Raw genomic sequence first — 21,990 nt, 5'->3', positions numbered from 1 at the left:
GGGTCAGACCTCCATGTCGTCGAGCGCGCGCCACGCATCGGGCAGCACGTCGTCGTGTTCGAAGTAGTAGAAGGCGGGCAGCGGTGACGGCTCGGCGATGAGTTCCGGGTAGCCGCCCCATGTGCCAGACGCGACGCTCTCGGCGTAGATGCGGATGGCGCGGTCGTTGAGTTGACGCGCGAGCTCGATGGCTTCGGCGTCGGGCGTGTGGACCTGCACGAGGTAGGGCGCGGTGACCTCTTGGCAGATGAACCGCATTGGCTGCGCGGCTGCCGGGTGTCCGAGCGCAGTCAGCCCGCGCTGGTAGAACTCGGCCTGCTGGTGGTAGCCGAAGCGCGCCATGGCCTTGGAGAACCCGCGACGGCTCGCGTCCTGGCAGGTCTTGTAGTCGTGGGCGCGAGAGGTGTCGAGCGTGTCGTAGCGCGCCCGCATCCAGACGCCGCCCTCCTGCCAGAAGCCGGAGACCTCGGCGTCGGCGTCGTTGAGGACCGCGGCGACGTAGGGGTGTGCGCGCAGTGCCTCAGCCATGCCGATGATCTGGTCGCGCTCGTCCTCGCTGACTGCGACGACGACCTCGGCGGCGATCTGGTCGGCGTAGGCAGCGCGCTCGGCCTTGCCTGCCTTGGTGCGTCCGTCGTGCTGCCAGACGATCAGCTCGGGGCCGGCGCCGAGTGCGTGGCGGTGCGCCGCCTTGCCGAGGTTCATCGCCTTGGTCGGCTTGCGGTCACGCCGGAGTGCGAACGCCTTGGCCGGGACGTGCTCGGTCAACAGCCGCGCGAACGTGCTCGACAGCGAGCCGTCCGGAACAGGGTCACTGTGGTAGGTGTCGTCGGACACGTCGGGGTAGAGACCCGGCTTCGTGATCTTCATGACCACCCCTCCGCCACCCACTCCGCGAACTCGGCATCAGCCCGCCGCGCGCAGTCAGGGCAGCGTCGTCCGTCGGGGCCGGGCTCGAGGTCGGTGTCCACGACGCGCTTGCAGCCGATGCAGGTGTAGTCAGGCATCGTCGCCACCGCCCGTCTGTGCGGGAGGTGTGACCGGGTTGCGGAAGTCGCCGGGGTGCCCGTCGAGGCGGCTCGCTTCACTCCCGACGGTCCCCAGAACGCAGTAGCCCAGTTTGCGGATCGCCCCCTCGCAGGACTTCGCCCCGTAGTAGGCGTTCGACCGGGCCTCCTGCGCCGCCTTGACCTCGGCCATCGACTCGGCGTGCAGGCGAAGGAATTCCGCGTGCTTCTCGTGAACCTCGACCTGTCGGCGTTCGGCCTCAACGAGGGCTGACATGTGCTCGTCCAGCGCGGCGTCTAGCGGCGCGATGTGTGCTGGTCGGCTCACGACGCCTCCCGGTCGAGCTCGTCCCGGAACGCCGCCACCTCGCGCTCGATGGCCATGAAGCGACGGATGCTGTCCATGCGCATCGCGAGCCGTGTCCGCTGGTAGTCGGTGGCGACCTGCTCAGGCGTCAGGCTGACCGCCGCGAGCATGACTGCCCAGTCGGCGTCTGCTGCTGCGTCATTGAGCGGTCCCCACATCGCACGCGGGCCATCGAAACCGGCTTCGACCTCATCGCGGCTTGGCTCACCGAAGTCAGCGGCGGTCTGCGCGTCGGCCTCGTTGCGGGCGTGCATGACGCGGCAGTAGAGGACGGCGAGGAACGCGGAGACGAGGCACCACGCGGTGAGCGCGGCGATGACGATGACGGCGACGACCATGACGGCCCAGAGGTCGGCGGCGGTCAGCATGGCGCTTCCGCCGTCAGTTCGGCCACATACGTCACGCAGCCCACTCGCAGGTAGGCGCGGTCAGTGGTGGTCTCGATGGCGGCGCCGGGGTTGTCGAACGCGATCTGCTCGAGTTCGTCGGCGGTGACTTGGGCGAGGTGGCGGAGGGTCATGACGCGCTCCTCGTCCAGAAGTCGGGATCCGTGTCCGGCGTCGGTGCCTCGGGCTGGAACAGCGGGTACTCGGCGAGCGCCTCGTCCTGGCTGGCGAAGACCGGCACGTCGGGGTAGTTGCGCTGGACGTAGGACCAGAGCAGCGGGGTCATGGAGTCGACGGTCGACGGCGGGGTGCGGCCGAATGTTGGCGTGAAGGCCAAGACACTGAGGTAACTCTCCGAACTGCCCATCTCGGGCTGAATCAGCGCGAGCAGACGGGCCTTGGAGGTTCGGAAGCCGCGAGTGCCGAGCGTGTAGACGCCGAAGCCCTCGACCACGGCGGCGACCCGACCGGTCCTCAGGTAGTCGTTCATGCCGTCGAAGTAGGCGTAAAACCCGCACTTGCAGCCGAGCCCAGCGAGCGTGTGCTTCGGCTTGGTCGCCTCGCGGAGACCGACGGCGGCTGTGCTCAACTCGCCACGCTTCGCCTTCTTGCCCCGCTTGGCTTCGACTTGCTCCAGTCCGTAGAGGCGAGCCTCCACCTGCGCCAACTGGGCGGCGAGTGCTTTGGTGTACGGGTCGGTCTTGCACTCGGCCTCGTTCACGCCGGGCTTGAAGATGCCGCCCTGCGATGGACCATTCAGCCGCCCGAGTGAGTCGACCGAGAACGCACGCAGACCGACGAGACTCCCGACATGGAACTCGCGATCGGAGAAGTCAGACATGCTCCGGCTCCTTTGCAGGCTCGGGCGCGGGGACCGGAGTCGGCGCCGGGGTCGTCTCGGGGGCTGCTGGCAAGGTGAGCGGCTCGCACTCGCCTTCGCGAATGGGCTTTCCGATGTCTCCCATGTGGAACACTTCCTTCCGTTGGGGCCAGCGCTTGCCTTCGTCGGGTCGATGCGCTGGCCTCTCTTCATGTCTCAGGACGGTCCCGGCCTGACGTGACGCGCAGCCCCACGCGCCAACCGGGACCGCCCGGCTCTAGGGCGGCGGCAGTTGGAGCACCGCCGCGACGAGGCAGGCGGCGATCACGAGCCATGCGGTTGTCGCGAGCAGCAGGCGACCGATGCGGCGGTCGGCGAGGTCACTCATCGGAGGCTCCCGACGCACAGGTCGTGTGGATCCACTCGCCGCGCCGCAGCACGACCTGCGACGACAGCTGGTGGATCGGCCGGTCGCACACCCAGCACTGGCCGTCGAACCACGCGAGCCGACCGGCCATGTGGTCGGCGGTCTTGCCTCGGTAGGTGCGGCGCGTCATGACTGCGGGCCGGTCTGTGCGGAGCGGTCTCGCCAGTCGGGAACGAGCCGCTTGTTCTGTCCGCCATCGGAGACGACCACGAAGACCTGACCGCAGCCGCAGACCCACTCATGACCCGGGTCGTGCAAGGCGACACCGACCGATGCGAACAGCAACCCAATGTGTGGGCACTTGGGAGGCTGCTGGAGGATCGGCCGAGGCTGCTGCTGCCAGCCGAACTTCCGCCCCTGCTCGCCGCTCACGACGCACCCACCCAGCGGTAGAGCCGAATCGGCTTGCCCGCGTTCTTGCCGCGCGAGTCGTCAGACACGTCCCAGCCGTCGACCTCGAGGTAGCCCGCCAGCGTCATCGCGCGGTACGTCGGCCCCACGCGCGTCGGCTTCGGCTGCTTGAACACGGGGAGCGCGGCGAGGGCGTCGCGGACACGGTTCGGGTGGACCTGACCGCTGTGGAAGCGCGCGTCGTCACGGATGGCGGCGGCGATCGTGTTGCGGTCGGCCTCTGCGAACGGGCGCCAGTCTGCGTCGATGAGGTCGAGCAGGGAGGCGGTGGCTTCGTCGACGGCGGACCAGGTGGGCGCGCTCATCGGTCCGCCGCCTCAGCGTCTGCGTGGATCTCGGCCCAGGCTTCAGGGAGCCATGCGGCGAGTTGGGCGGCGATCTCGGGGCCATGTCCGTAGGTCATGACGTTGCCTTTCTTGGGCACTTCTCGCGGTGCTTCCGGGCGTACCTGCACGGGTCGATCAGCTCGGCGGCCTTGTACGGCACCAGGGCGGCGCACTCGTCGCAGACCGCCATGAGGGGCCAGTCGTGACCGCCGGGGGTGAAGCCGAGGTCGCGGAGCTCGGCGGCGTTCGCGTGGAGGAAGCCGACGATGGAGGCGCGGGCCGTGTTGCCGCGCTCGTAGTAGGCGTCCATGCTGCTCATGAGGCACTCGCCTCATCGAGCAGCCGGAGTCCGATCGGTCCGTGGCCCGGCTTGCCACCCCAAGGTCGCGAGTAGGCGTTGATCCCCATCCGGCGCAGGTCTGCCCGCGCACGCCGAAACGCCAGGCGCTCCTCGCGATACGTCACGTACTCGAGACCTGTGAGCTGCTCGAGGAAGGCCGGCGTGAGGTTGAACCACTCGCCTTCTGCGTGATGGCGAAGGAAGAGGCCATGAAGGCGGGACTCGTCCCGCATGATGCATCCAGGATCGAGTGCATCAGCCAGATCGTGTCGGCTCGGTCGAAGTCGGCTGGCACCTTGACTCGGCCCGGCAGTGAGGCGATGCGCTTCGCTGGTGGATGCGACGTGAAGCCGATCTTGACGTACTTGCCACAGGCTGCGAAGTACACGTGGCCGGAGTGACTGTGGGCGCTCATCACGCGTCCGCCAGCCCTTCGAGCCACGCCTCGAGAGCGGCGCGGGTATAGAGCTCCTTGCCGCCCTTGCGCTCCTCGTCCTCGGTCAGCCGCTTCGCCTTGAGCGCGCCCCTGTTCTTGGCGCGGCGGAGCGTGTCCTCGGAGACGCCGCACATCTCAGCGGCCTCCTTGCGGGTGTACGCCAGGCGCGGCAGCGCGGTGCTCATGCCGCGTTCTCCGATACGCGAGACACCTTGGGCGCGAACAACGACCCCGTGGGGGCGTCCAGCTCCCTTTCGATCGCCTTGGCCCACTCTGGGCGTGTGACCTTCACATGGCCACTGACGAGGTGGCCGATCGTGGCCTTGGAGCAGCCGACCTTGGCGGCCAGCTTGGCATAGGAGAGCCCGCGGAACTTGATGTAGTGCTCAAGGATCCTGCGGTCTACGACTCGCACCTCGAACCTCCAGGGACTGCGCTTCATTGGGACTCCTGAACCTTAGACACAGTGTCTCACGTTCTGCAAGACGTGAGACAAGATTAGCCGGTGCCGTCTAACGACACAAGTCGCAATCGGCTCAGATTCGCGCTCAGCGAGCGAATCACAGCCATGGAATCGTGAGACGGATCGTCTAACGTCGGGGTGGACGCGAGACGGAATGCGGCGGAAGGCTGTTAGACATGAGCAACGAACTTCCCGGACGGTGGGGAGAGCTGCTGGCACCGAAGGGCATCCACAGCTACCGCGATCTAGCGGCCAAGATCGGAGTCAGTCATGGCACCGCGCATCGGCTGGTGACCGGGGGGAAGACGAGCCCGGAGACCATCAACAGAGCAGGAGATGCGCTCTTTGGTGGCGACCGGAACCAGGTGTTGAGGCTTCGTGGTAGCGCACGACGCGACTACGGCGACTGGTCGCTGCCGCCTGAGGCTTCACAACTCACTGAGGAGCAGCGCCGCGCGATCCTCGCCGTCGTGCGGGCGATGCTGCCTGCCGAGACAGAGGAGGGAGGTGGTGGACATGACGACGAGCAGCAGCCCGGAGGTACCGCCCCCACCAGGCACGACGACGTGGACGTCAAGACGCGTCGCGCGCAGCATCCGCTAGCAGCAGATCGACGAGCCGATGTCGATCTCTCAGACTCAGATCTGCGTCGATGAACAGCAGCCGATCTTCGGGGAGCCAGACGCTCCCCTCGGCCAGGTTCTTCACTTCTCTCACGCGCACCCCCAACAGCATGAGGAGCCCGAACTCCTCCATGCGACGGGAGTGTGCGCCACAGAGACGCCGCCTGTCCGGAAAACGCTGAAGGTGGTAAACACGTGCGCCTAGTGTTCCCGGGACGAGAGTCGATCGACGAAGGCGGCTAGCCGAGCTCGAGCATGGCGGCGACCTTCTCCAGCGCGGCGCGCTTGGAGGCGGCGTCGACGGTCATGTAGCCCTCGCTGGTCGAGAGGCTGGTGTGGCCGAGTAGTGACGTGATGGTGAGCCCGTCGACGCCCGCTTCGCGGAGGCGGGTCGCGGTGACGTTGCGGCACTCGTGGACGTGGTAGTAGCGGCCGGCCGGGTGCCCGACGCCGGCGGCGCCCTGGAGGGCGTGCCACTCCTCCAGGTCGTCGATGTTGCTGGCGGGACGGCCGAGGGTGTTCGGCCAGACGAGGCCGTGCGGGTTGTCCGGTGCGTGCTCGCGCCACTCGCGCAGGCTGGCGGCGACGACGGGGAGCAGCGGGTAGACGCGGAACCCGGCCTTGCTCTTCGGCCGGACGAGGTGCCACGACTTGTGCACCTGGACGCTGTCGTACTCGGCCGGGACCCGGAACCCCTTTGATCGGTCGCGCTTGTCCCGGTAGGGGAGCCGCTGGAGCTGCCACTCGACGACGATCTCCTCGGCGTCGAAGTCGACGGCGTCCCAGGTGAGCCCGAGGCACTCGCCCTGCCGCATCCCAGTCAGCAGCGCGACGTGCCAGCGGGACCGGTGCGGTAGGTCGCGCGCGGCGGCGATCACCGCCAGCGCCTCGGGGATGGAGAGAGGCTTGCGGTCGCTGGGCGAGGTCTTCGGCATCTTGGCCATGAGGACTCGCGTCGGGACGGCATGTCCCTCGGCGATCGCGGCGCGGAGCATGTTGAACAGCGCTCGCTGGGTGGCGGCGCAGGTCGTGCCCTTCAGTCCAGCCTCGCGCTGCTTGGCCTCGACTGATCGGATGTCGGCGGGCGTGAGCTGAGTGAGGCGCTTGCTCCCGATCGTCGAGACGACCCACTTCCGGACCGGCCCGGCTAGCGCCTTGTAGCCCTTCGGCGAGAGCTCGGCCTCCTTGATGGGCAGCCAGGTGTCGGCCCACGCCTTGACGGTGGTATTGGGCGACATGACGACGATGCCCGATTTCACCTCCGCCACCTTGTCGCGGAGCCGGCGCCGGGCCTCGGCGTCAGTGCGGCCGGTGACGGTGACGCGGCGGCGGCCACCCGAGGCGGTGAACCCGGCGTCGATGGCCCCGATCCACTTCCCGTCCCTGCGCTGGTAGACGCTGCCGGAGCCGTACTCGCGCCGCTTGACCACGCCTCGATCCTCCCGTGTAGCCATGTAGACAGCCATGTGTAGCCATGGCCAGCGGCCGATTTCCATGGAATCCTTGCGTGAAACGACCGTCTAGGGTTACGCTGACGCTGTCAATGCTACGCCTTAAAAGCGGCGCAGTCTGGGTTCGAGTCCCAGCGGGGGCACCGGACCGAGCGCGGCTCAGCCCGGAGCCGGGCTCACGCGGCGCGCAGGTCCAGCTCGCGGCTGCGCCGGTAGGCGTAGACCGGCTGGTAGCGGTCGTGCAGCGTCGTGATCAGGCTGATCAGGCAGAGGAAGAAGAACGTGTCCCAGCCGTCGGCGTTCGGGCCGAGTTGGTCGACGAACGCGACCAGGAGCACGTTGAGCCCGATGCGCACGATGACCGCGAGGCCGGCGGACTCGATCGTCCAGCGCTGCCGGGAGAAGAGCAGCGTGATGCCGGCGTTGAGGGCGACCAGCACGCCGATCGAGACGAAGAGGTCCGGCGTCGAGGACGTCACGCCGGGCAGGAACTGGCCGTAGATCACCGACACCAGACCGACGAGCACGACCTTCTCCAGCGTCATCCACGACAACACCCAGCCACCGGCGAGGTGGATGGCCGCGAGCTTGGCGCCGGTGTCGACGGCGTCGGGCACCGGGTCGGCCACCAGCCGCAGCGCGTGGTCGGACTCCGGAAGCCGCGGACGCACGCCGAACCAGAGGATCACCGCGAGCAGGACGAGCAGGAAGATCAGCAGCGGCCACGCCCACCAGTAGTCGTGGAGGGTGTCGGTCACGTCGAGCTCCGCGACGTGCAGCCAGTACTCCTGTGGCAGCTTGACGAAGATCCAGATGAACGCCGCGGTGAGGATCCAGGTCCGCTCGGCCACCGGGCGCGTGCGCCAGCGGGTGCGCCAGAGCTCGTAGGCGATGAAGAAGTACTCGAACGTGTTCGGGAAGACGAGCAGCACCCAGCGTTCGTGGGTCACCTCGAAGAGGAATGCCCCGGCGAGCCGGTAGTAGAAGAGGAAGCGGGCGACCGCGAAGGCGGCGAGGTTGTCCCAGTTGCGCATCGCCGCCAGGTAGGCGATGGACAGGTAGAAGATGTCCATCGCCTTGTCGTAGTTCTGGTAGCCGGGTGGGTCGAAGCCGAACGCCTGGAAGATCGTCTGGTCCGCCGCGTCGAGCACCAGGCAGGCGACGATCGCGGGCAGTGGGCAGAAGGGGATGAGCAGGGGCAGCAGGAACCGTCCTGCGACCACGGCGACGAAGACCGCGTCTTCCATGGCGCTGATTCTGGCACCCCGACCGGGAACCAACGGGGAGCGACGTGCGTTGGAAGCGGTGAACCCTCCTAGGATGGGTTCAGCGGTGACCCGTCAGAGCGACGCCACCCCCGGCCTCGAGGAGAGACCAATGCAGAGCAACAACCCGGTGTTCCGTTCGCAGGCGTTCCAGTCCTACGCCGGCAACGGGAGCGCCCACCAGGGCTACGGCCAGACCGGACACTCGGACCCGTCCACGTGGGGCGTCGGCACGCCGGGCGGCCCGGCCGGCCCGAGCGCGCCGGTCGCCACCACGCCGATCACGATCGACTCGGTCGTCCAGAAGACCGCCATCTCGCTCGTCGCGGTGCTCGCGGCGGCCGCCGTCACGTGGCTCGCGACTCCCGACATCACCGACACCGACGCCGACCTCGGCCCGCTGATCGGCCTGATGACCATCGGCTCGCTCGTCGCGTTCGGTCTCTCGATGGTCAACTCGTTCAAGCGCGTGGTCAGCCCCGCGCTCGTGGTGCTCTTCGCCGTGGCGCAGGGTGTGGCCCTCGGCGGCCTGAGCAAGTTCTTCGACGCGATGATCGGCGACCACATCGTGGTGCAGGCCGTCATCGGCACGTTCGCGGCGTTCGCCGGCACGCTGGCGGCGTACAAGTTCTTCGACATCCAGGTCGGCAACAAGTTCCGCACGTTCGTGATCGCCGCCATGTTCGGCATGGTCGGGCTGAGCCTGCTCGAGCTGGTGCTCGGCCTGTTCGGCGCCCAGCTGGGGCTCTTCGGCATGGGTGGCCTCGGCCTGGTCTTCGCGATCGGCGGGCTCGTGCTCGGTGTCTTCATGCTGATCCTCGACTTCGACATCGCCGAGCAGCTGATCGCCCACGGCGCGCCGGACCGCGAGGCGTGGCGGGTCGCGTTCGGCCTGACCGTGAGCTTGGTCTGGATCTACACCAACCTGCTGCGCATCCTGGCGATCCTCAACCAGGACTGACCCGCCACCAACTGCGCGCCGACCCGTCAGAAAGTTTCTGGCGGGTCGGCGCTATTTCGGGTCAGCCCGCCCCGTCCAACCAGGCGAGGACCGCGAGCACCCGGCGGTTGTCGTCGGAGGCGGGCGGCAGGTCGAGCTTGGTGAAGATCGCGTTGGTGTGCTTGCCGACCGCCTTCTCGGTGACGAAGAGCCGGGCCGCGATGGCCGCGTTCGAGCGACCCTCGGCCATCAGCGTGAGCACCTCGCGCTCGCGGGGCGTGAGTCGTTCGAGGGGCTGCTCGCGGCCGGCGCCCGCGACCAGCCCGGCGACGACCTCGGGGTCGAGCACGGTGCCGCCGTCCGCGACCTGGCGCACCGAGGCCACGAAGCCGTCCACGTCGGCGACCCGGTCCTTGAGGAGGTAGCCGACGGACCCCTCGCCGCTTGCCAGCAGCTCACGGGCGTAGAGCGGCTCGACGTACTGGCTGAGCACCAGCACCGGGAACCCGGGTCGCGCGCGGCGCGCCTCGATGGCGGCGACGAGGCCCTCGGTGGAGTGCGTCGGCGGCATCCGCACGTCGACGACCGCGACGTCGACCTCGGGCGAGGCGAGCGCCCGGGTGAGTGACGGCGCGTTGTCGACGGCGTCGACGACCGTGAACCCGCTCGCCTCGAGGATCCGGGTCAGCCCGACCCGCAGCAGCGCCTGGTCCTCGGCGACCACTGCTCTCAGGGGTTCGGGCACGGCACCTCCATGGTCACGACGGTCGGTCCGCCCGGCGGGCTGGCGACGACCAGTGTGCCGTCGAACGCCGCCAGCCGCTTCGCGACCCCGGCCAGGCCGCTGCCCTCGGGGTCGGCGCCGCCGCGGCCGTCGTCGCCGACCACGAGGCGCAGCACCCCCTCGGTGTGGGCGCCGGTGACCCAGGCCCGCGTCGCCGACGCGTGCTTCGCGGTGTTGGCGAGGCACTCGGCGACGGCGAAGTACGCCGCGGACTCCACGGGCGCCGGCAGCCCCGGGGGTACGGCGAGCGACACGGTGACCGGCAGGGGGAGCGGGAGCGCCAGCGCCTCGATGCCGCCGGTCAGGCCGCGGTCGGCGAGCGCCGGCGGGTGGATGCCGCGCACCACCGACCGCAGGTCCTCCAGGGCGGTGATGGTGGTCTCGCGGGCCTCGCGCAGCAGCTCGGCAGCGGCGGTCGGGTCGGACTGGATGAGCTTCTCGGCGAGGCCGACGTTCATGCCGACCGCCGCGATCCGGGCCTGGGCGCCGTCGTGCAGGTCGCGCTCGATGCGGCGGACCTCGGCGGCACTGTGGTCGAGGGTCTCGGCCCGCGACTCGGTGACCTCCGAGACCCGCTGCTCGAGCCGCTCGACGCGGGAGTGGCCGAGGATGTTGCGCTCCGCGACCGCGCGACCGCGCACCAGGGCCGGGGTCGCGCACCACCAGGCGACCAGCAGCGGTCCGTCGAGCAGCACCAGGATCCACCACCAGACGCCGCCGTCGACGATCGCCCCACCGAGGTGGATGAACGGCGACACCAGCATCCCCACGACCAACACCGACATGACGAAGCCCCCCGTGGACGAGAACCACAGGAACGCCACGTCCCGCCAGCGGGCCTTGTCGGTGAGCCAGCGCACCGGCCGCGTCAGGAGGTTGGTGCCGCTGGCGTCGGCGTACGCCGCCGGGATCCGCTCGCCCAGCAACGCGCCGGAGACGCGGCGGTGGACGGCGGTCAGCGCGGCGGTCGCGGGCACGACGGCGAAGGCGAGCGCGAACCCGACCATGACCAGCCCCAGCGGGATGCACAGGATCGACAGGATCGCCAGCGCCAGCGCCGGCGCCATCGCGAGCGCGTAGCCGGCCGAGACGGCGGTCAGCCGGAGCCGGTCGACGAGGGCGTCCCCGTCGACCGGCGTAGGCCGGAGCGACCCGATCCTGCGCAACATCGTCGGTGGGGGCACGGTGACCAAGTCTGTCATCGGACCGCGCCGGTGAGCGGGCCCAGCCGGCGCACGGCCGAGCGGGCCGACAGCAGCGTCAGCGCGACGGTCGCCGCGACCAGCAGTGGCGGCAGCCAGAGCTGACCGTCGGGGACGACGCCCTCGTCGCGGGCGACCGCGAACGGCACGACCGTGGCGAGGGAGCCGACCAGGCCGAGCAGCACGCCGATCCCGCCGACGATGCCGGCCTCGGCGAGCACGGACCGCTCCACCTGCGCCGGCGTCGCGCCCAGCAGCCGGAGCCGCTGGAGCTCCTGGCGCCGACCGGCGACCACGGCGGCGAACGCGTTGAGCACCATCACCGCCGCGAAGAGCACGATCATCCCGGTCACCACGTTGTTGAGCAGGTTGATCGTGTCGCCCTCGTCGGTCGCCCGGGCGCCGATCGTGCGGTGGTCGATGCCGACCAGCATGAGCACGCCCACGGCACCGGCGGTCAGGACGATGACCGGCGCGAGGACGCCACCGAGCAGCTGCGAGCGGCGCGAGGTGTTGTACGCAGCCAGCCAGCCGACCGCGCCGGTGCGGCCGAGAGCCGGTGCGCAGAGACGCGACAGCCAGCGCAGCAGCACCGGCGAGAGCACCGCCAGGCCGATGCCGACGAGGATCGAGCTGGAGCCGCTGGTGGTCATCGCCGCGTACGGGTCGTCGTCGTGGCCGGTCACCGTGATCGTCACGACGGCCATGCCCACGCCGTACGCGACGAGCACCAGGCCGATCGCGGTGCGCCACCAGGGCATCCGACCGGACCCGCTGCGGGCATCGGCGATCGCGAGGGTGGCGGGTCCGTTGGTCGTCCGCCGGGCGGTGACCGCGGCGGCCACCAGGCTGGTCGTCACCACGAGCACGACGGTGGCGCCGAGCGCGGCCGCGCCGCCGCCGTACGAGACGTCGTCGGCGACCATGCCGCCGTTGCGGAGCAGCGCGAGCAGCACGAACCCCGCGGGCCAGGCCGCGAGCGCGCCCAGCGCCGCGCCGACGCCGGTGACCGCGGCGGCCTCGGCGAGCACCAGGCGGCGGGCCTGGCGCGGCGCGGCGCCGACCACGCGGAGCAGGCCGATCTCCTCGGCCCGCTGGCGGACCGTGATCGCGAGCGTCGAGGCGACGGAGAAGAGCACGATCAGGCTGCCCCAGCCGCCGACCACGATGCCCATGATCGTCAGGGTCTCCGCGTCGGCGTCGGAGACGCCGGCGCCGGTCGAGGTCTGCGCGAGCGTGGCGAACGCGCCGATCAGCGCGGCGCCGAGGAAGACCGACACGAACGTGGCGGTGAAGGCCGTCCGGCGGTGCCGGAGCGAGGCCATCGCGAGCGAGGTCATCGCGGTGCTCACTGCGGGGTCCCTGCGGAAGTGTGGGCTGGAGGAGCGAAGCGGGGGAAGCACGCAGTTCCGTGGGGTGCTCATGACGCCGCCCCCACCAGCTCGTCGAGGTGCGCCATCTGGCCGGCGACCGCGTCGGCGGTGGGCCGCTCCATCCGGCCCGCGACCCGGCCGTCGACGAGGAAGACCACCGCGTCGGCGTACGACGCCGCGACCGGGTCGTGGGTGACCATCACCACGGTCTGGCCCAGGGTGTCGACGCTGTCGCGGATCAGCGTGAGCACGTCGTGGGCGGTCGCCGAGTCGAGCGCCCCGGTCGGCTCGTCGGCCAGCACGACGGCCGGCTGGGTGACGAGCGCCCGGGCGATGGCGACGCGCTGCTGCTGACCACCGGAGAGCGCGCCCGGCAGGTGGCCGGCGCGCTCCCCGAGGCCCACCCGCGAGAGCAGCGACCGGATCCGGTCCCGGTCCTGCCGGCGACCCGCGAGACGGAGCGGGAGGCCGACGTTCTGCTCGGCGGTGAGATAGGGCAGCAGGTGGAAGCCCTGGAAGACGAAGCCGATCCGGTCCCGGCGCAGCCGGGTGCGGTCGTCCTCGTCGAGGTCGGTGACGTCGTGGCCGTCGATCGCGACGCGCCCGGCGGTGGGTCGGTCGAGGCCGGCGACGCAGTTGAGGAACGTGGACTTGCCGGAGCCGGACGGTCCCATGACCGCCGTGAAGGTGCCCCGGGCGAAGGACAGGTCGACATCCGCGAGGGCCTGGACGGCGCCGACGTCCTCGCCGTAGGTCATGGTCAGGTCGCGGACCTCGAGGGCCGCGCCGGTGCTGGTTGAGTTCATGCCTCCGACGCTAGGGAGCGGCGGCGGTCGTCTCGATGGGCCCAGACCGCCGATCGGGGTGGGGTTTTCCCTACCCCTGCGGCGCCTCGGCGGGCTCCGACTCCTGCTCGCCCGGGGCCTCGCCCTCGGTCTCCGGGTGCCGGCGACGGTGCCGCAGCTCGACCCACAGGCCGCGTACGCCGCGGCGTGCGCCGCCCACCTCGGTGCCGCCGAGCTCGGTGCCCGGGATGTTGACGGCCTGGATCGCGGCGGCGGTGATCGGCAGCACGCCCTCGCCGCGGAACGACTCCGGCTCGGCCTCGTCGTCGGGGATCAGGCCGAGCGCGGCGAGGGTCGAGGGCAGCAGCACCTGGGCGAGCGAGCGGTAGCCCTGCGCCGACGGATGGAACTGGTCGGGGCCGAAGAGCAGCGCCGGCGCGGCCGCGAACTCGGGCCCGAGGATCGACGCCAACGACACGGTCCGGCCGCCCTCCTCGACGACCGCGATCGTCTGGGCTGCGGCGATCCGGCGCGACCAGGCGCGCGCGACCTGCTTCAGCGGCGGCATGATCGGCTTGATCGTGCCGAGGTCGGGGCAGGTGCCGACCAGCACCGCGGTGCCGTCCTCGCGCAGGCGGCGTACCGACTCGACCAGGTGTCGCACCGAGGCGGCCGGGAGCACCGTGTGGGTGACGTCGTTGACGCCGACGAGGATCACCGCGACGTCCGGCCGGGTCGGGAGCGCGCGGTCGACCTGGACGGCGAGGTCCGACGACTTCGCCCCGACGACCGCGAAGTTGCGCAGGTGCACGCGCCGGTCGGCCCGCTCCGCGACCCCGCTGGCGAGCAGCGCGCCGGGGGTCTCCTCGACGCGGTCGACGCCGTACCCGGCGGCACTCGAGTCGCCCAGCAGCGCGACCTTGACCGCCGGGCCGGGGCGGCCGCGGCCGTACCAGCCGGTCGGGTCCGGAGGGGCACCCTTCGCGTTGCCGATCGTCCGGCGCGCGGCCTCCGCCTCGAGCCGGAGCAAGCCATAGAAGCTCGCGCCGAGCAACGAGACCCCGCCACCGCCGTACGCCGCGGCCGAGGCCAGCTTCCGAGCAGCGCCTGCCTTCCCCACATCCCTCACCCTACGGACACCTACCTATCGGTACGCACGCGGATTCCACGTACGTGAGGAGCGCCTCTAGATTGACCAGATGCAGTACGCGAACTCGCTCCTCGACCTGATCGGCAACACCCCGCTGCTCAGGCTGTCGAAGTCCACGGGCTCCCTGGAGGGCGCGAAGGGACCGATCGTCCTCGCCAAGGTGGAGTACCTCAACCCGGGCGGCTCGGTGAAGGACCGCATCGCCACCCGCATGATCGAGGCCGCCGAGGAGTCCGGCGAGCTCCAGCCGGGTGGCACGATCGTCGAGCCGACCTCGGGCAACACCGGTGTCGGGCTGGCGATGGTCGCTCAGCAGAAGGGCTACAGGTGCGTCTTCGTCTGCCCCGACAAGGTCAGCGAGGACAAGCGCAACGTGCTCAAGGCGTACGGCGCGGAGGTGGTCGTCTGCCCGACCGCGGTCGAGCCCGAGCACCCCGACTCCTACTACAACGTCTCCGACCGGCTCGCGTCGCAGCCGGGCGCGTGGAAGCCGGACCAGTACTCCAACCCGCACAACCCGCGGTCCCACTACGAGACCACCGGCCCCGAGATCTGGGCGCAGACCGACGGGCGGATCACCCACTTCGTGGCCGGCGTAGGCACCGGCGGCACGATCAGCGGCACCGGTCGCTACCTGAAGGAGCAGGCTGCCCGGTCCGGGGGCGACGTCGAGGTCGTCGGCGCGGACCCGGCCGGGTCGGTCTACTCCGGCGGCAGCGGCCGGCCCTACCTGGTCGAGGGCGTCGGCGAGGACTTCTGGCCCGACGCCTACGACCGGGACATCGCCGACCGGATCATCGAGGTCTCCGACGCCGACTCCTTCGCGATGACGCGCCGACTGGCCCGCGAGGAGGCGCTGCTGGTCGGCGGCTCCTCGGGCATGGCCGTGCACGCCGCGATCCAGCTGGCCCACGAGCTGGAGGGCACCCCGGAGGGCGAGGACGCCGTGATCGTCGTGCTGCTGCCCGACTCCGGCCGGGGCTACCTCACGAAGGTGTTCAACGACGACTGGCTGGGGCAGTACGGATTCCCGGTCGACGGTGCGGTCGACGTACCCGTGACGGTCGGCGAGGTGCTCCGGGGCAAGGACGGGCGGGTGCCCGACCTCGTGCACACGCACCCCAACGAGACGATCGCCGAGGCCGTGGCGATCCTGCAGGAGTACAACGTCTCCCAGATGCCCGTCGTCCGTGCCGAGCCTCCGGTGGTGGCCGCCGAGGTCGTCGGGGCGGTCTCCGAGCGGACCCTGCTCGACCAGCTCTTCACCGGCACCGCGCGGCTCACCGACAGCGTCAGCCAGCACATGTCCGACCCGCTGCCCACCATCGGCTCCACCGAGCCCGCCTCCGAGGCGGTCGGGGCACTCGAGGGCGCCGACGCGCTGCTCGTGCACGAGGACGGCAAGCCGGTCGGCGTCGTGACGCGGCACGACCTGCTCGCCTACCTCGCCCGGAGCTGAGACACGCCCCACACCCCTACCAAGCAATTGCTTGGTAGGCTGCGACGCATGACGGACACGGCGACGCCGGCGATCGACGGCTGGTTCACGACCGGGCCCGACCCGGCGCTGCTCGGATCGCGGTGCACGACCTGCGAGACGGTGTACTTCCCTCCGGCCTCCGGGTTCTGCCGCAACCCCGGCTGCGCGGGCGAGGAGTTCGCCCAGACGCCGCTCTCGCGCCGCGGGACGGTCTGGTCCTACACCGACGCGCAGTACCAGCCGCCCGCGCCGTACATCTCCGGCACCGACCCCTACCAGCCGTTCGCGCTCGCGGCGGTGGAGCTGCCGGAGGGGCTCGTCGTGCTCGGTCAGGTGGCCGACGGGTACGGCGTCGCCGACCTCCGCGTGGGGGCCGAGGCCGAGCTGGTCGTCGAGACGCTCTACACCGACGAGACCGGCGACCGCACCGTCTGGCGCTGGCGCCCCTTGATTTCAGGGCAGGTCGTCGAGGTGGGCGAGGAGGCCGACCAGTGAACGCACCCAGGAGTGGGCAGAGCGTCGCCGTCGCCGGTGTCGGCATGCACCCGTGGGGCAAGTGGGGCCGCAACTTCGTGGAGTACGGCGTGCACGCCGCGCGGGCCGCGCTGGCCGACTCGGGCGTCGACTGGCGCGACGTCGACCTCATCGTCGGCGGCGAGACCGTCCGCAACGGCTACGCCGGCTACGTCGCCGGCGCGACGTTCGCCCAGGCGCTCGGCTGGAACGGCGCCAAGGTCGCCACGTCGTACGCCGCCTGCGCGACGGGCGCCCAGGCGCTCGACACCGCCCGCGCCCGGATCCTCGCCGGGATGTCGGAGGTCGCGCTCGTCGTCGGCTCCGACACGACCCCGAAGGGCTTCCTCGCACCGAACGCCGGTGAGCGGTGGGACGACCCCGACTGGCTGCGCTTCCGGCTGCTGGGCATGACGAACCCGGCGTACTTCGCGCTCTACGCGCGCCGCCGGATGGATCTCTACGGCGCGACCGTCGAGGACTTCGCGCAGGTCAAGGTCAAGAACGCCCGGCACGGTCTCGCGAACCCGAACGCCCGCTACCGCAAGGAGGTCTCGGTCTCCGACGTGCTCTCGTCGGCCGTGGTCTCCGACCCGCTGCACCTGCTCGACATCTGCGCGACCTCCGACGGCGCGGCCGCGGTCGTGCTGACGTCGACGGAGTACGCGAAGCGGCACGGGCTCGGCGGCGGTGTCCGCATCGACGCGATCTCGACCGTGACCCCGACCTTCCCGCAGACGGTCATCGACATGCCGCTGCTCTCGACGGACGCGACCACGGCGGTCGCCGCACCGGCGCGGACCTTCAAGGAGTCGATCGGCCAGGCGGCGTACGACGAGGCGGGCATCGACCCGGCCGACGTCTCCCTCGCCGAGGTCTACGACCTCTCGACCGCGCTCGAGCTCGACTGGATCGAGGACCTCCAGCTCTGCAAGCGCGGCGAGGCCGAGGCCCTCCTGCGGGCCGGCGACACCACGATCGGCGGCCGGATCCCGGTCAACCCGTCGGGTGGGCTCGCGTGCTTCGGTGAGGCCGTGCCCGCGCAGGCGCTGGCCCAGGTCTGCGAGGTCGCCTGGCAGCTGCGCGGCCAGGCCACCGGCCGTCAGGTCGACGGCGCCCGCGTCGGCATCACCGCCAACCAGGGCCTCTTCGGCCACGGCTCCTCGGTGATCCTCAGCGTCTGACGCGCCCCGGGTTCGGTGGTTTCGAGACGGTTGCCAGCGCAACCTCCTCAACCACCGAGGGCGTCAGGTCACGGTGCCGTCGACGTAGACCCAGCGCTCGCCGCGACGCTGGAAGCGGCTGCGCTCCCGCAGCTCCCCGGGCACGCCGGCGCGGGTGAAGGACGCGACGAACTCCACCCAGTCGGGGCCGTTCCCGACCAGCTCGAGGCCGGTCCACGTCAGGCCGGGATCGGGGGAGAGGTCGTCGGGGCGGGTGCGCGGGTGCCACGTGCGGAAGACGTAGTCGAGGTCGCCGACGGCGTACGCCGCGTAGCGCGACCGCATCAGCTCCTCGGCGGTCGCCGCCGTCACCGCGCCGCGGTGCATCCGGCCGCAGCAGGCGTCGTACGTCGCGCCCGTGCCGCACGGACAGGTCTCCTGGAGAGCCATGACCTCCAGCCTAGATCTCGTCACGTGCCCGTAACCGGAGACGGGTCCCGCTTCTTGCCTCCGCGGCGTAGCGTGAAAGCCGTGACTGCGCCCTCCATCAGCACGGTCGGTGAGCTCCGCGCCTCCGGCCACGTCCAGAAGTCCCTCCGCGAGGAGCTCCGCGACAACCTGCTCTCCGCACTCCGCGAGGGGCGCGACCCGTGGCCCGGGCTGCACGGGCTCGACGACACCGTCATCCCGCAGCTCGAGCGAGCGCTGATCGCCGGTCACGACGTCGTGCTGCTCGGCGAGCGCGGCCAGGGCAAGACCCGACTCCTGCGCACGATGGTCGGCCTGCTCGACGAGTGGAGCCCGGTCATCTCCGGCAGCGAGCTCGGTGAGCACCCGTACGACCCGGTCACGGTCGCCTCGCTCCAGGCCGTCGCGACGTACGGCGACGACCTGCGCGTCTCGTGGCGGCACCGCAGCGAGCGGTACGCGGAGAAGCTGGCCACCCCGGACACCTCGGTCGCCGACCTGATCGGCGACGTCGATCCCATGAAGGTCGCCGAAGGCCGCTCGCTCGGCGACCCCGAGACCATCCACTTCGGGCTGATCCCGCGCAGCCACCGGGGCATCGTCGCCATCAACGAGCTGCCCGACCTCGCCGAGCGGATCCAGGTCGCGATGCTCAACGTGATGGAGGAGCGCGACATCCAGATCCGCGGCTACGTGCTCCGGCTGCCGCTCGACGTGCTCGTCGTCGCGACGGCGAACCCCGAGGACTACACCAACCGCGGCCGCATCATCACGCCGCTCAAGGACCGCTTCGGCGCCGAGATCCGCACGCACTACCCGACCGAGCTCGATGACGAGGTCGCGGTGATCCGGCAGGAGGCCGAGCTCGTCGCCGACGTGCCGGACCACCTGGTCGAGATCCTGGCCCGCTTCACCCGCGCGCTGCGCGAGTCGAGCTCGGTCGACCAGCGCTCGGGCGTCTCCGCGCGCTTCTCGATCGCGGGCGCCGAGACCATCGCCGCGGCCGCGCTGCACCGCGCGACCCGCCAGGGCGAGCCCGAGCCGGTCGCCCGGGTGGTCGACCTCGAGACCGCGGTCGACGTGCTCGGCGGCAAGATCGAGTTCGAGACCGGCGAGGAGGGCCGCGAGGCCGAGGTCCTCCTCCACCTGCTGCGCACGGCCACCGCCGAGACCGTGCGCCACCGCTTCCGAGGCATCGACCTCGGCCTGCTGGTGCAGGCGATCGAGAACGGCGCGATGGTCACCACCGGCGAGCAGGTCACCGCCCGCGACTTCCTCACCGGGCTGCCGGTGCTCGGCGAGTCCGAGCTGTACGACGAGGTCTGCGATCGCGTCGGTGCCACCAACGACGGCCAGCGCGCCGGCGCCATCGAGCTCGCGCTCGAGGGTCTCTACCTGGCCCGCAAGATCGGGAAGGACACCGACGGTGCGGAGACGGTCTATGGCTAGAGTCCTCGGCGTCTCCGCGCCCCGGGGGGCGGTGGATGCGGCTCGGTTCGGTCGGACCAGATCGAGCCTCGCCCACCGCTGGGCGGCCCCGCGCCCCGCGCGCGGTGGATGCGGCTCGGTTCGGTCGGACCAGATCGAGCCTTGCCCACCGCTGGGCGGCGGCGCGGGCGAGGGTTGCCGCGCTACAGCTGGAGCGAGGTGACGGATGAAGGACCGCACCCGCTTCAAGCGCTACGAGGGCGGCGACCCGCTCGCGCCGCCCGTCGACCTGGCCGAGGCGCTGGACGCCATCGGCGAGGACGTGATGGCGGGCTACTCGCCCGAGCGGGCGATGCGCGAGTTCCTGCGCCGCGGCGGTCGTGACCAGAGCGGGCTCGACGACCTGGCCCGCCGGGTCGCCGAGCGCCGGTGCGAGCTGACCCAGCGGCACAACCTCGACGGCACGCTGCAGGAGATCAAGGAGCTGCTCGACCGCGCGGTGCTCGAGGAGCGCAAGCAGCTCGCGCGCGACGCGATGATGGACGACGGCGACCGCGCCCTGCGGGAGATGCAGTTGGAGAACCTGCCGCCGAACACCGCCGCCGCGGTCAGTGAGCTCTCGTCGTACGACTGGCAGAGCCGCGAGGCCCGCGAGGACTACGAGAAGATCAAGGACCTGCTCGGCCGGGAGATGCTCGACCAGCGGTTCGCCGGCATGAAGCAGGCGCTCGAGAACGCCAGCGACGAGGACCGGGCCGCCGTCAACGAGATGCTCGGCGACCTCAACGAGCTGCTCGAGAAGCATCGACTGGGCGAGGACACGCAGGAGGACTTCGACGAGTTCATGGCGAAGCACGGGGACTTCTTCCCCGAGAACCCGCAGAACATCGACGAGCTCCTCGCGTCGCTCGCCGAGCGGTCGGCTGCTGCCCAGCGGATGCTCAACTCGATGTCGCCCGAGCAGCGCCAGGAGCTGATGGAGCTCTCCGCGCAGGCGTTCGGGTCGCCGCAGCTGATGGACCAGCTCGGCCGGCTCGACGACAACCTCCAGGCGCTGCGGCCCGACCTCGACTGGGGCGGCTCGGAGCAGATGTCGGGCGAGGAGGGCCTCGGCCTGGGCGACGGCACCGGTGTCTTCCAGGACCTCGCCGACCTCGACCGACTCACCGAGCAGCTGTCGCAGTCGTACGGCGGGGCGCGGATGGACGACCTCGACCTCGACACGCTCGCGCGTCAGCTCGGCGACGACGCCGCCGTCGACGCCCGCACCCTGCGGGAGCTCGAGAAGGCACTGCGCGACTCCGGCTACCTCCAGCGCGGCTCCGACGGGCAGTACCGACTCTCACCGAAGGCGATGCGCCGCCTCGGCAAGGCCCTGCTCCGCGACGTCGCCGAGCGGATGTCCGGCCGCCAGGGCGACCGCGAGCTCCAGCGAGCGGGTGCCGCGGGGGACCTCTCCGGGGCGACGCGGGCCTGGGAGTTCGGAGACACCGAGCCCTGGCACGTGCCGCGCACGATGCTCAACGGGGTGCTCCGCCGAGCGGCTGCCCTTCGAGACGCCTCGTCCCTCGGCTCCTCAGGAACCGCCCCTGTGCCGATGCTCAGTGTTGAAGACATCGAGGTGCAGGAGACTGAGGCGCGCACCCAGGCGGCGGTGGCGCTGCTCGTCGACACGTCGTTCTCGATGGCGATGGACGGCCGGTGGGTGCCGATGAAGCGCACCGCGCTGGCGTTGCACACGCTGATCCGCTCGCGCTTCCGGGGCGACGACCTGCAGCTGATCGGCTTCGGCCGGCACGCCGAGGTCATGGAGATCGAGCAGCTCACCGCGCTGGACGCGATGTGGGACAAGGGCACCAACCTCCACCACGCCCTGCTGCTCGCCAACCGACACTTCCGCAAGCACCCGAACGCCCAGCCGGTGCTGCTGATCGTCACCGACGGTGAGCCCACCTCACACCTCGAGCCCGACGGCCAGGTCTACTTCTCCTACCCGCCGCACCCGTTGACGGTGGCTTACGCCGTCCGCGAGCTCGACAACGCCGGACGACTCGGCGCGCAGACGACCTTCTTCCGGCTCGGCGAGGACCCGGGGCTGGCGCGGTTCGTCGACCAGATGGCGCAGCGGGTCGACGGCCGGGTGGTCGCTCCCGAGCTCGACGACCTCGGCGCGGCCGTGGTCGGCTCCTACCTCGGCGCGCGTGGCCGGGGTGGACCGTGGGGCGGCGGTGGCTACGGCGACTGGTTCGGCGGCCGCGGCTTCTGGGTCGGCGACTGAGCACTCGGCCGAGCTGCGGTCGTGCCGTGGCCACCGGGGTGGCGGTTCATCAAGGGATGCTGGCGAAACCGCGCCTCCCGCGGCGACTTCGCCGCGGGAGGCGC

Annotated in this window: 28 protein-coding genes; 7 read left to right on the top strand and 21 right to left on the bottom strand. The window is 70.9% G+C overall.

Features of this window, described 5'->3' with window-relative positions:
- Nucleotides 1-3: 3 nt before the first annotated feature.
- The 13 genes from PZ894_RS07330 to PZ894_RS07270 all read right to left on the bottom strand — a co-directional run bounded on the left by PZ894_RS07330 (nucleotide 4) and on the right by PZ894_RS07270 (nucleotide 4,962).
- Complete coding sequence (locus PZ894_RS07330) at nucleotides 4-870, bottom strand: PD-(D/E)XK nuclease-like domain-containing protein (protein ID WP_275743838.1); 867 nt, start codon at nucleotides 868-870, stop codon at nucleotides 4-6.
- Nucleotides 867-1,007, bottom strand: a complete 141-nt coding sequence (locus tag PZ894_RS07325; protein WP_275743837.1) for a hypothetical protein — start codon at nucleotides 1,005-1,007, stop codon at nucleotides 867-869. The genes PZ894_RS07330 and PZ894_RS07325 overlap by 4 nt, the downstream gene beginning before the upstream one ends.
- Complete coding sequence (locus tag PZ894_RS07320; protein ID WP_275743836.1) at nucleotides 1,000-1,335, bottom strand: hypothetical protein; 336 nt, start codon at nucleotides 1,333-1,335, stop codon at nucleotides 1,000-1,002. The genes PZ894_RS07325 and PZ894_RS07320 overlap by 8 nt, the downstream gene beginning before the upstream one ends.
- Nucleotides 1,332-1,742, bottom strand: a complete 411-nt coding sequence (locus tag PZ894_RS07315) for a hypothetical protein (RefSeq protein WP_275743835.1) — start codon at nucleotides 1,740-1,742, stop codon at nucleotides 1,332-1,334. The genes PZ894_RS07320 and PZ894_RS07315 overlap by 4 nt, the downstream gene beginning before the upstream one ends.
- Nucleotides 1,736-1,894 carry a hypothetical protein gene (locus PZ894_RS07310; RefSeq protein ID WP_275743834.1) on the bottom strand — a complete coding sequence of 53 codons (159 nt, stop codon included), beginning with the start codon at nucleotides 1,892-1,894 and terminating at the stop codon, nucleotides 1,736-1,738. The genes PZ894_RS07315 and PZ894_RS07310 overlap by 7 nt, the downstream gene beginning before the upstream one ends.
- Complete coding sequence (locus PZ894_RS07305; RefSeq protein ID WP_275743833.1) at nucleotides 1,891-2,601, bottom strand: hypothetical protein; 711 nt, start codon at nucleotides 2,599-2,601, stop codon at nucleotides 1,891-1,893. The genes PZ894_RS07310 and PZ894_RS07305 overlap by 4 nt, the downstream gene beginning before the upstream one ends.
- Nucleotides 2,602-2,960: 359 nt before the next feature.
- Nucleotides 2,961-3,137 carry a hypothetical protein gene (locus PZ894_RS07300; protein WP_275743832.1) on the bottom strand — a complete coding sequence of 59 codons (177 nt, stop codon included), beginning with the start codon at nucleotides 3,135-3,137 and terminating at the stop codon, nucleotides 2,961-2,963.
- Nucleotides 3,134-3,379 (bottom strand): hypothetical protein, encoded by a 246-nt coding sequence (locus tag PZ894_RS07295; RefSeq protein ID WP_275743831.1) that lies wholly within the window; start codon nucleotides 3,377-3,379, stop codon nucleotides 3,134-3,136. The genes PZ894_RS07300 and PZ894_RS07295 overlap by 4 nt, the downstream gene beginning before the upstream one ends.
- Nucleotides 3,376-3,723, bottom strand: coding sequence for a hypothetical protein (locus tag PZ894_RS07290; RefSeq protein WP_275743830.1), 348 nt, complete (start codon nucleotides 3,721-3,723; stop codon nucleotides 3,376-3,378). Before PZ894_RS07290 ends, PZ894_RS07295 begins: the two co-directional genes overlap by 4 nt.
- Nucleotides 3,724-3,817: 94 nt before the next feature.
- A complete protein-coding gene (locus tag PZ894_RS07285; protein WP_275743829.1) occupies nucleotides 3,818-4,063 on the bottom strand; it encodes a hypothetical protein in 246 nt (81 codons plus the stop codon).
- Nucleotides 4,060-4,317: a hypothetical protein gene (locus PZ894_RS07280; RefSeq protein ID WP_275743828.1), complete on the bottom strand. Its 258-nt coding sequence runs from the start codon at nucleotides 4,315-4,317 to the stop codon at nucleotides 4,060-4,062. The genes PZ894_RS07285 and PZ894_RS07280 overlap by 4 nt, the downstream gene beginning before the upstream one ends.
- A gap of 181 nt (nucleotides 4,318-4,498) precedes the next feature.
- Nucleotides 4,499-4,705 carry a helix-turn-helix domain-containing protein gene (locus tag PZ894_RS07275; protein WP_275743827.1) on the bottom strand — a complete coding sequence of 69 codons (207 nt, stop codon included), beginning with the start codon at nucleotides 4,703-4,705 and terminating at the stop codon, nucleotides 4,499-4,501.
- Nucleotides 4,702-4,962, bottom strand: a complete 261-nt coding sequence (locus tag PZ894_RS07270; RefSeq protein WP_275743826.1) for a helix-turn-helix transcriptional regulator — start codon at nucleotides 4,960-4,962, stop codon at nucleotides 4,702-4,704. The genes PZ894_RS07275 and PZ894_RS07270 overlap by 4 nt, the downstream gene beginning before the upstream one ends.
- A gap of 197 nt (nucleotides 4,963-5,159) precedes the next feature.
- Here PZ894_RS07270 and PZ894_RS07265 point away from each other — a divergent pair, with 197 nt between their 5' ends.
- Entirely contained in the window at nucleotides 5,160-5,639 is a 480-nt protein-coding gene (locus PZ894_RS07265; RefSeq protein ID WP_275743825.1) for a hypothetical protein, read from the top strand.
- A 206-nt stretch (nucleotides 5,640-5,845) separates the two neighbouring features.
- On the opposite strand, the gene PZ894_RS07260 is transcribed toward PZ894_RS07265, so the two are convergent.
- Nucleotides 5,846-7,036 (bottom strand): site-specific integrase, encoded by a 1,191-nt coding sequence (locus PZ894_RS07260; RefSeq protein WP_275743824.1) that lies wholly within the window; start codon nucleotides 7,034-7,036, stop codon nucleotides 5,846-5,848.
- Nucleotides 7,037-7,233: 197 nt separating this feature from the next.
- Complete coding sequence (locus tag PZ894_RS07255) at nucleotides 7,234-8,304, bottom strand: hypothetical protein (RefSeq protein WP_275743823.1); 1,071 nt, start codon at nucleotides 8,302-8,304, stop codon at nucleotides 7,234-7,236.
- An 85-nt stretch (nucleotides 8,305-8,389) separates the two neighbouring features.
- On the opposite strand from PZ894_RS07255, the gene PZ894_RS07250 reads away from it, so the two are divergent.
- Nucleotides 8,390-9,283 (top strand): Bax inhibitor-1/YccA family protein, encoded by an 894-nt coding sequence (locus PZ894_RS07250; RefSeq protein WP_275743822.1) that lies wholly within the window; start codon nucleotides 8,390-8,392, stop codon nucleotides 9,281-9,283.
- Between the two features lie 61 nt (nucleotides 9,284-9,344).
- On the opposite strand, the gene PZ894_RS07245 is transcribed toward PZ894_RS07250, so the two are convergent.
- The 5 genes from PZ894_RS07245 to PZ894_RS07225 all read right to left on the bottom strand — a co-directional run bounded on the left by PZ894_RS07245 (nucleotide 9,345) and on the right by PZ894_RS07225 (nucleotide 14,526).
- Nucleotides 9,345-9,995 (bottom strand): response regulator transcription factor, encoded by a 651-nt coding sequence (locus tag PZ894_RS07245; RefSeq protein ID WP_275743935.1) that lies wholly within the window; start codon nucleotides 9,993-9,995, stop codon nucleotides 9,345-9,347.
- Nucleotides 9,992-11,230, bottom strand: coding sequence for a histidine kinase (locus PZ894_RS07240; RefSeq protein ID WP_275743821.1), 1,239 nt, complete (start codon nucleotides 11,228-11,230; stop codon nucleotides 9,992-9,994). The genes PZ894_RS07245 and PZ894_RS07240 overlap by 4 nt, the downstream gene beginning before the upstream one ends.
- A 14-nt stretch (nucleotides 11,231-11,244) precedes the next feature.
- Nucleotides 11,245-12,600 carry an FtsX-like permease family protein gene (locus tag PZ894_RS07235; RefSeq protein WP_275743820.1) on the bottom strand — a complete coding sequence of 452 codons (1,356 nt, stop codon included), beginning with the start codon at nucleotides 12,598-12,600 and terminating at the stop codon, nucleotides 11,245-11,247.
- Nucleotides 12,601-12,668: 68 nt separating this feature from the next.
- Nucleotides 12,669-13,427: an ABC transporter ATP-binding protein gene (locus PZ894_RS07230; protein WP_275743819.1), complete on the bottom strand. Its 759-nt coding sequence runs from the start codon at nucleotides 13,425-13,427 to the stop codon at nucleotides 12,669-12,671.
- 70 nt (nucleotides 13,428-13,497) lie between these two features.
- Complete coding sequence (locus tag PZ894_RS07225; protein WP_275743818.1) at nucleotides 13,498-14,526, bottom strand: SGNH/GDSL hydrolase family protein; 1,029 nt, start codon at nucleotides 14,524-14,526, stop codon at nucleotides 13,498-13,500.
- Nucleotides 14,527-14,605: 79 nt separating this feature from the next.
- On the opposite strand from PZ894_RS07225, the gene PZ894_RS07220 reads away from it, so the two are divergent.
- Genes PZ894_RS07220 through PZ894_RS07210 form a run of 3 tightly spaced genes read left to right on the top strand, consistent with a single transcriptional unit; the run spans nucleotide 14,606 to nucleotide 17,733 of the window.
- Nucleotides 14,606-16,015 (top strand): cystathionine beta-synthase, encoded by a 1,410-nt coding sequence (locus PZ894_RS07220; protein WP_275743817.1) that lies wholly within the window; start codon nucleotides 14,606-14,608, stop codon nucleotides 16,013-16,015.
- 48 nt (nucleotides 16,016-16,063) lie between these two features.
- Nucleotides 16,064-16,531: an OB-fold domain-containing protein gene (locus tag PZ894_RS07215; protein ID WP_275743816.1), complete on the top strand. Its 468-nt coding sequence runs from the start codon at nucleotides 16,064-16,066 to the stop codon at nucleotides 16,529-16,531.
- On the top strand, nucleotides 16,528-17,733 hold the full coding sequence (locus PZ894_RS07210; RefSeq protein ID WP_275743815.1) for a lipid-transfer protein: 1,206 nt from the start codon (nucleotides 16,528-16,530) through the stop codon (nucleotides 17,731-17,733). Before PZ894_RS07215 ends, PZ894_RS07210 begins: the two co-directional genes overlap by 4 nt.
- Before the next feature lie 63 nt (nucleotides 17,734-17,796).
- Here PZ894_RS07210 and PZ894_RS07205 read toward each other — a convergent pair whose 3' ends face one another.
- Nucleotides 17,797-18,162, bottom strand: coding sequence for a YchJ family metal-binding protein (locus tag PZ894_RS07205; RefSeq protein ID WP_275743814.1), 366 nt, complete (start codon nucleotides 18,160-18,162; stop codon nucleotides 17,797-17,799).
- Nucleotides 18,163-18,243: 81 nt separating this feature from the next.
- Here PZ894_RS07205 and PZ894_RS07200 point away from each other — a divergent pair, with 81 nt between their 5' ends.
- Both PZ894_RS07200 and PZ894_RS07195 read left to right on the top strand, forming a co-directional pair.
- The gene (locus PZ894_RS07200; RefSeq protein WP_275743813.1) at nucleotides 18,244-19,629 is read left to right on the top strand and encodes an AAA family ATPase; all 1,386 of its coding nucleotides are present in this window, start codon (nucleotides 18,244-18,246) and stop codon (nucleotides 19,627-19,629) included.
- Nucleotides 19,630-19,834: 205 nt separating this feature from the next.
- Nucleotides 19,835-21,886 (top strand): VWA domain-containing protein, encoded by a 2,052-nt coding sequence (locus tag PZ894_RS07195; protein ID WP_275743812.1) that lies wholly within the window; start codon nucleotides 19,835-19,837, stop codon nucleotides 21,884-21,886.
- Nucleotides 21,887-21,990 lie beyond the last annotated feature (104 nt).

Source organism: Nocardioides sp. YIM 152315 (assembly GCF_029210375.1).
Classification (GTDB): domain Bacteria; phylum Actinomycetota; class Actinomycetes; order Propionibacteriales; family Nocardioidaceae; genus Nocardioides.
The sequence above is the reverse complement of the archived record's forward strand: the minus strand, read 5'-3'. Positions and strand labels throughout refer to the sequence as shown.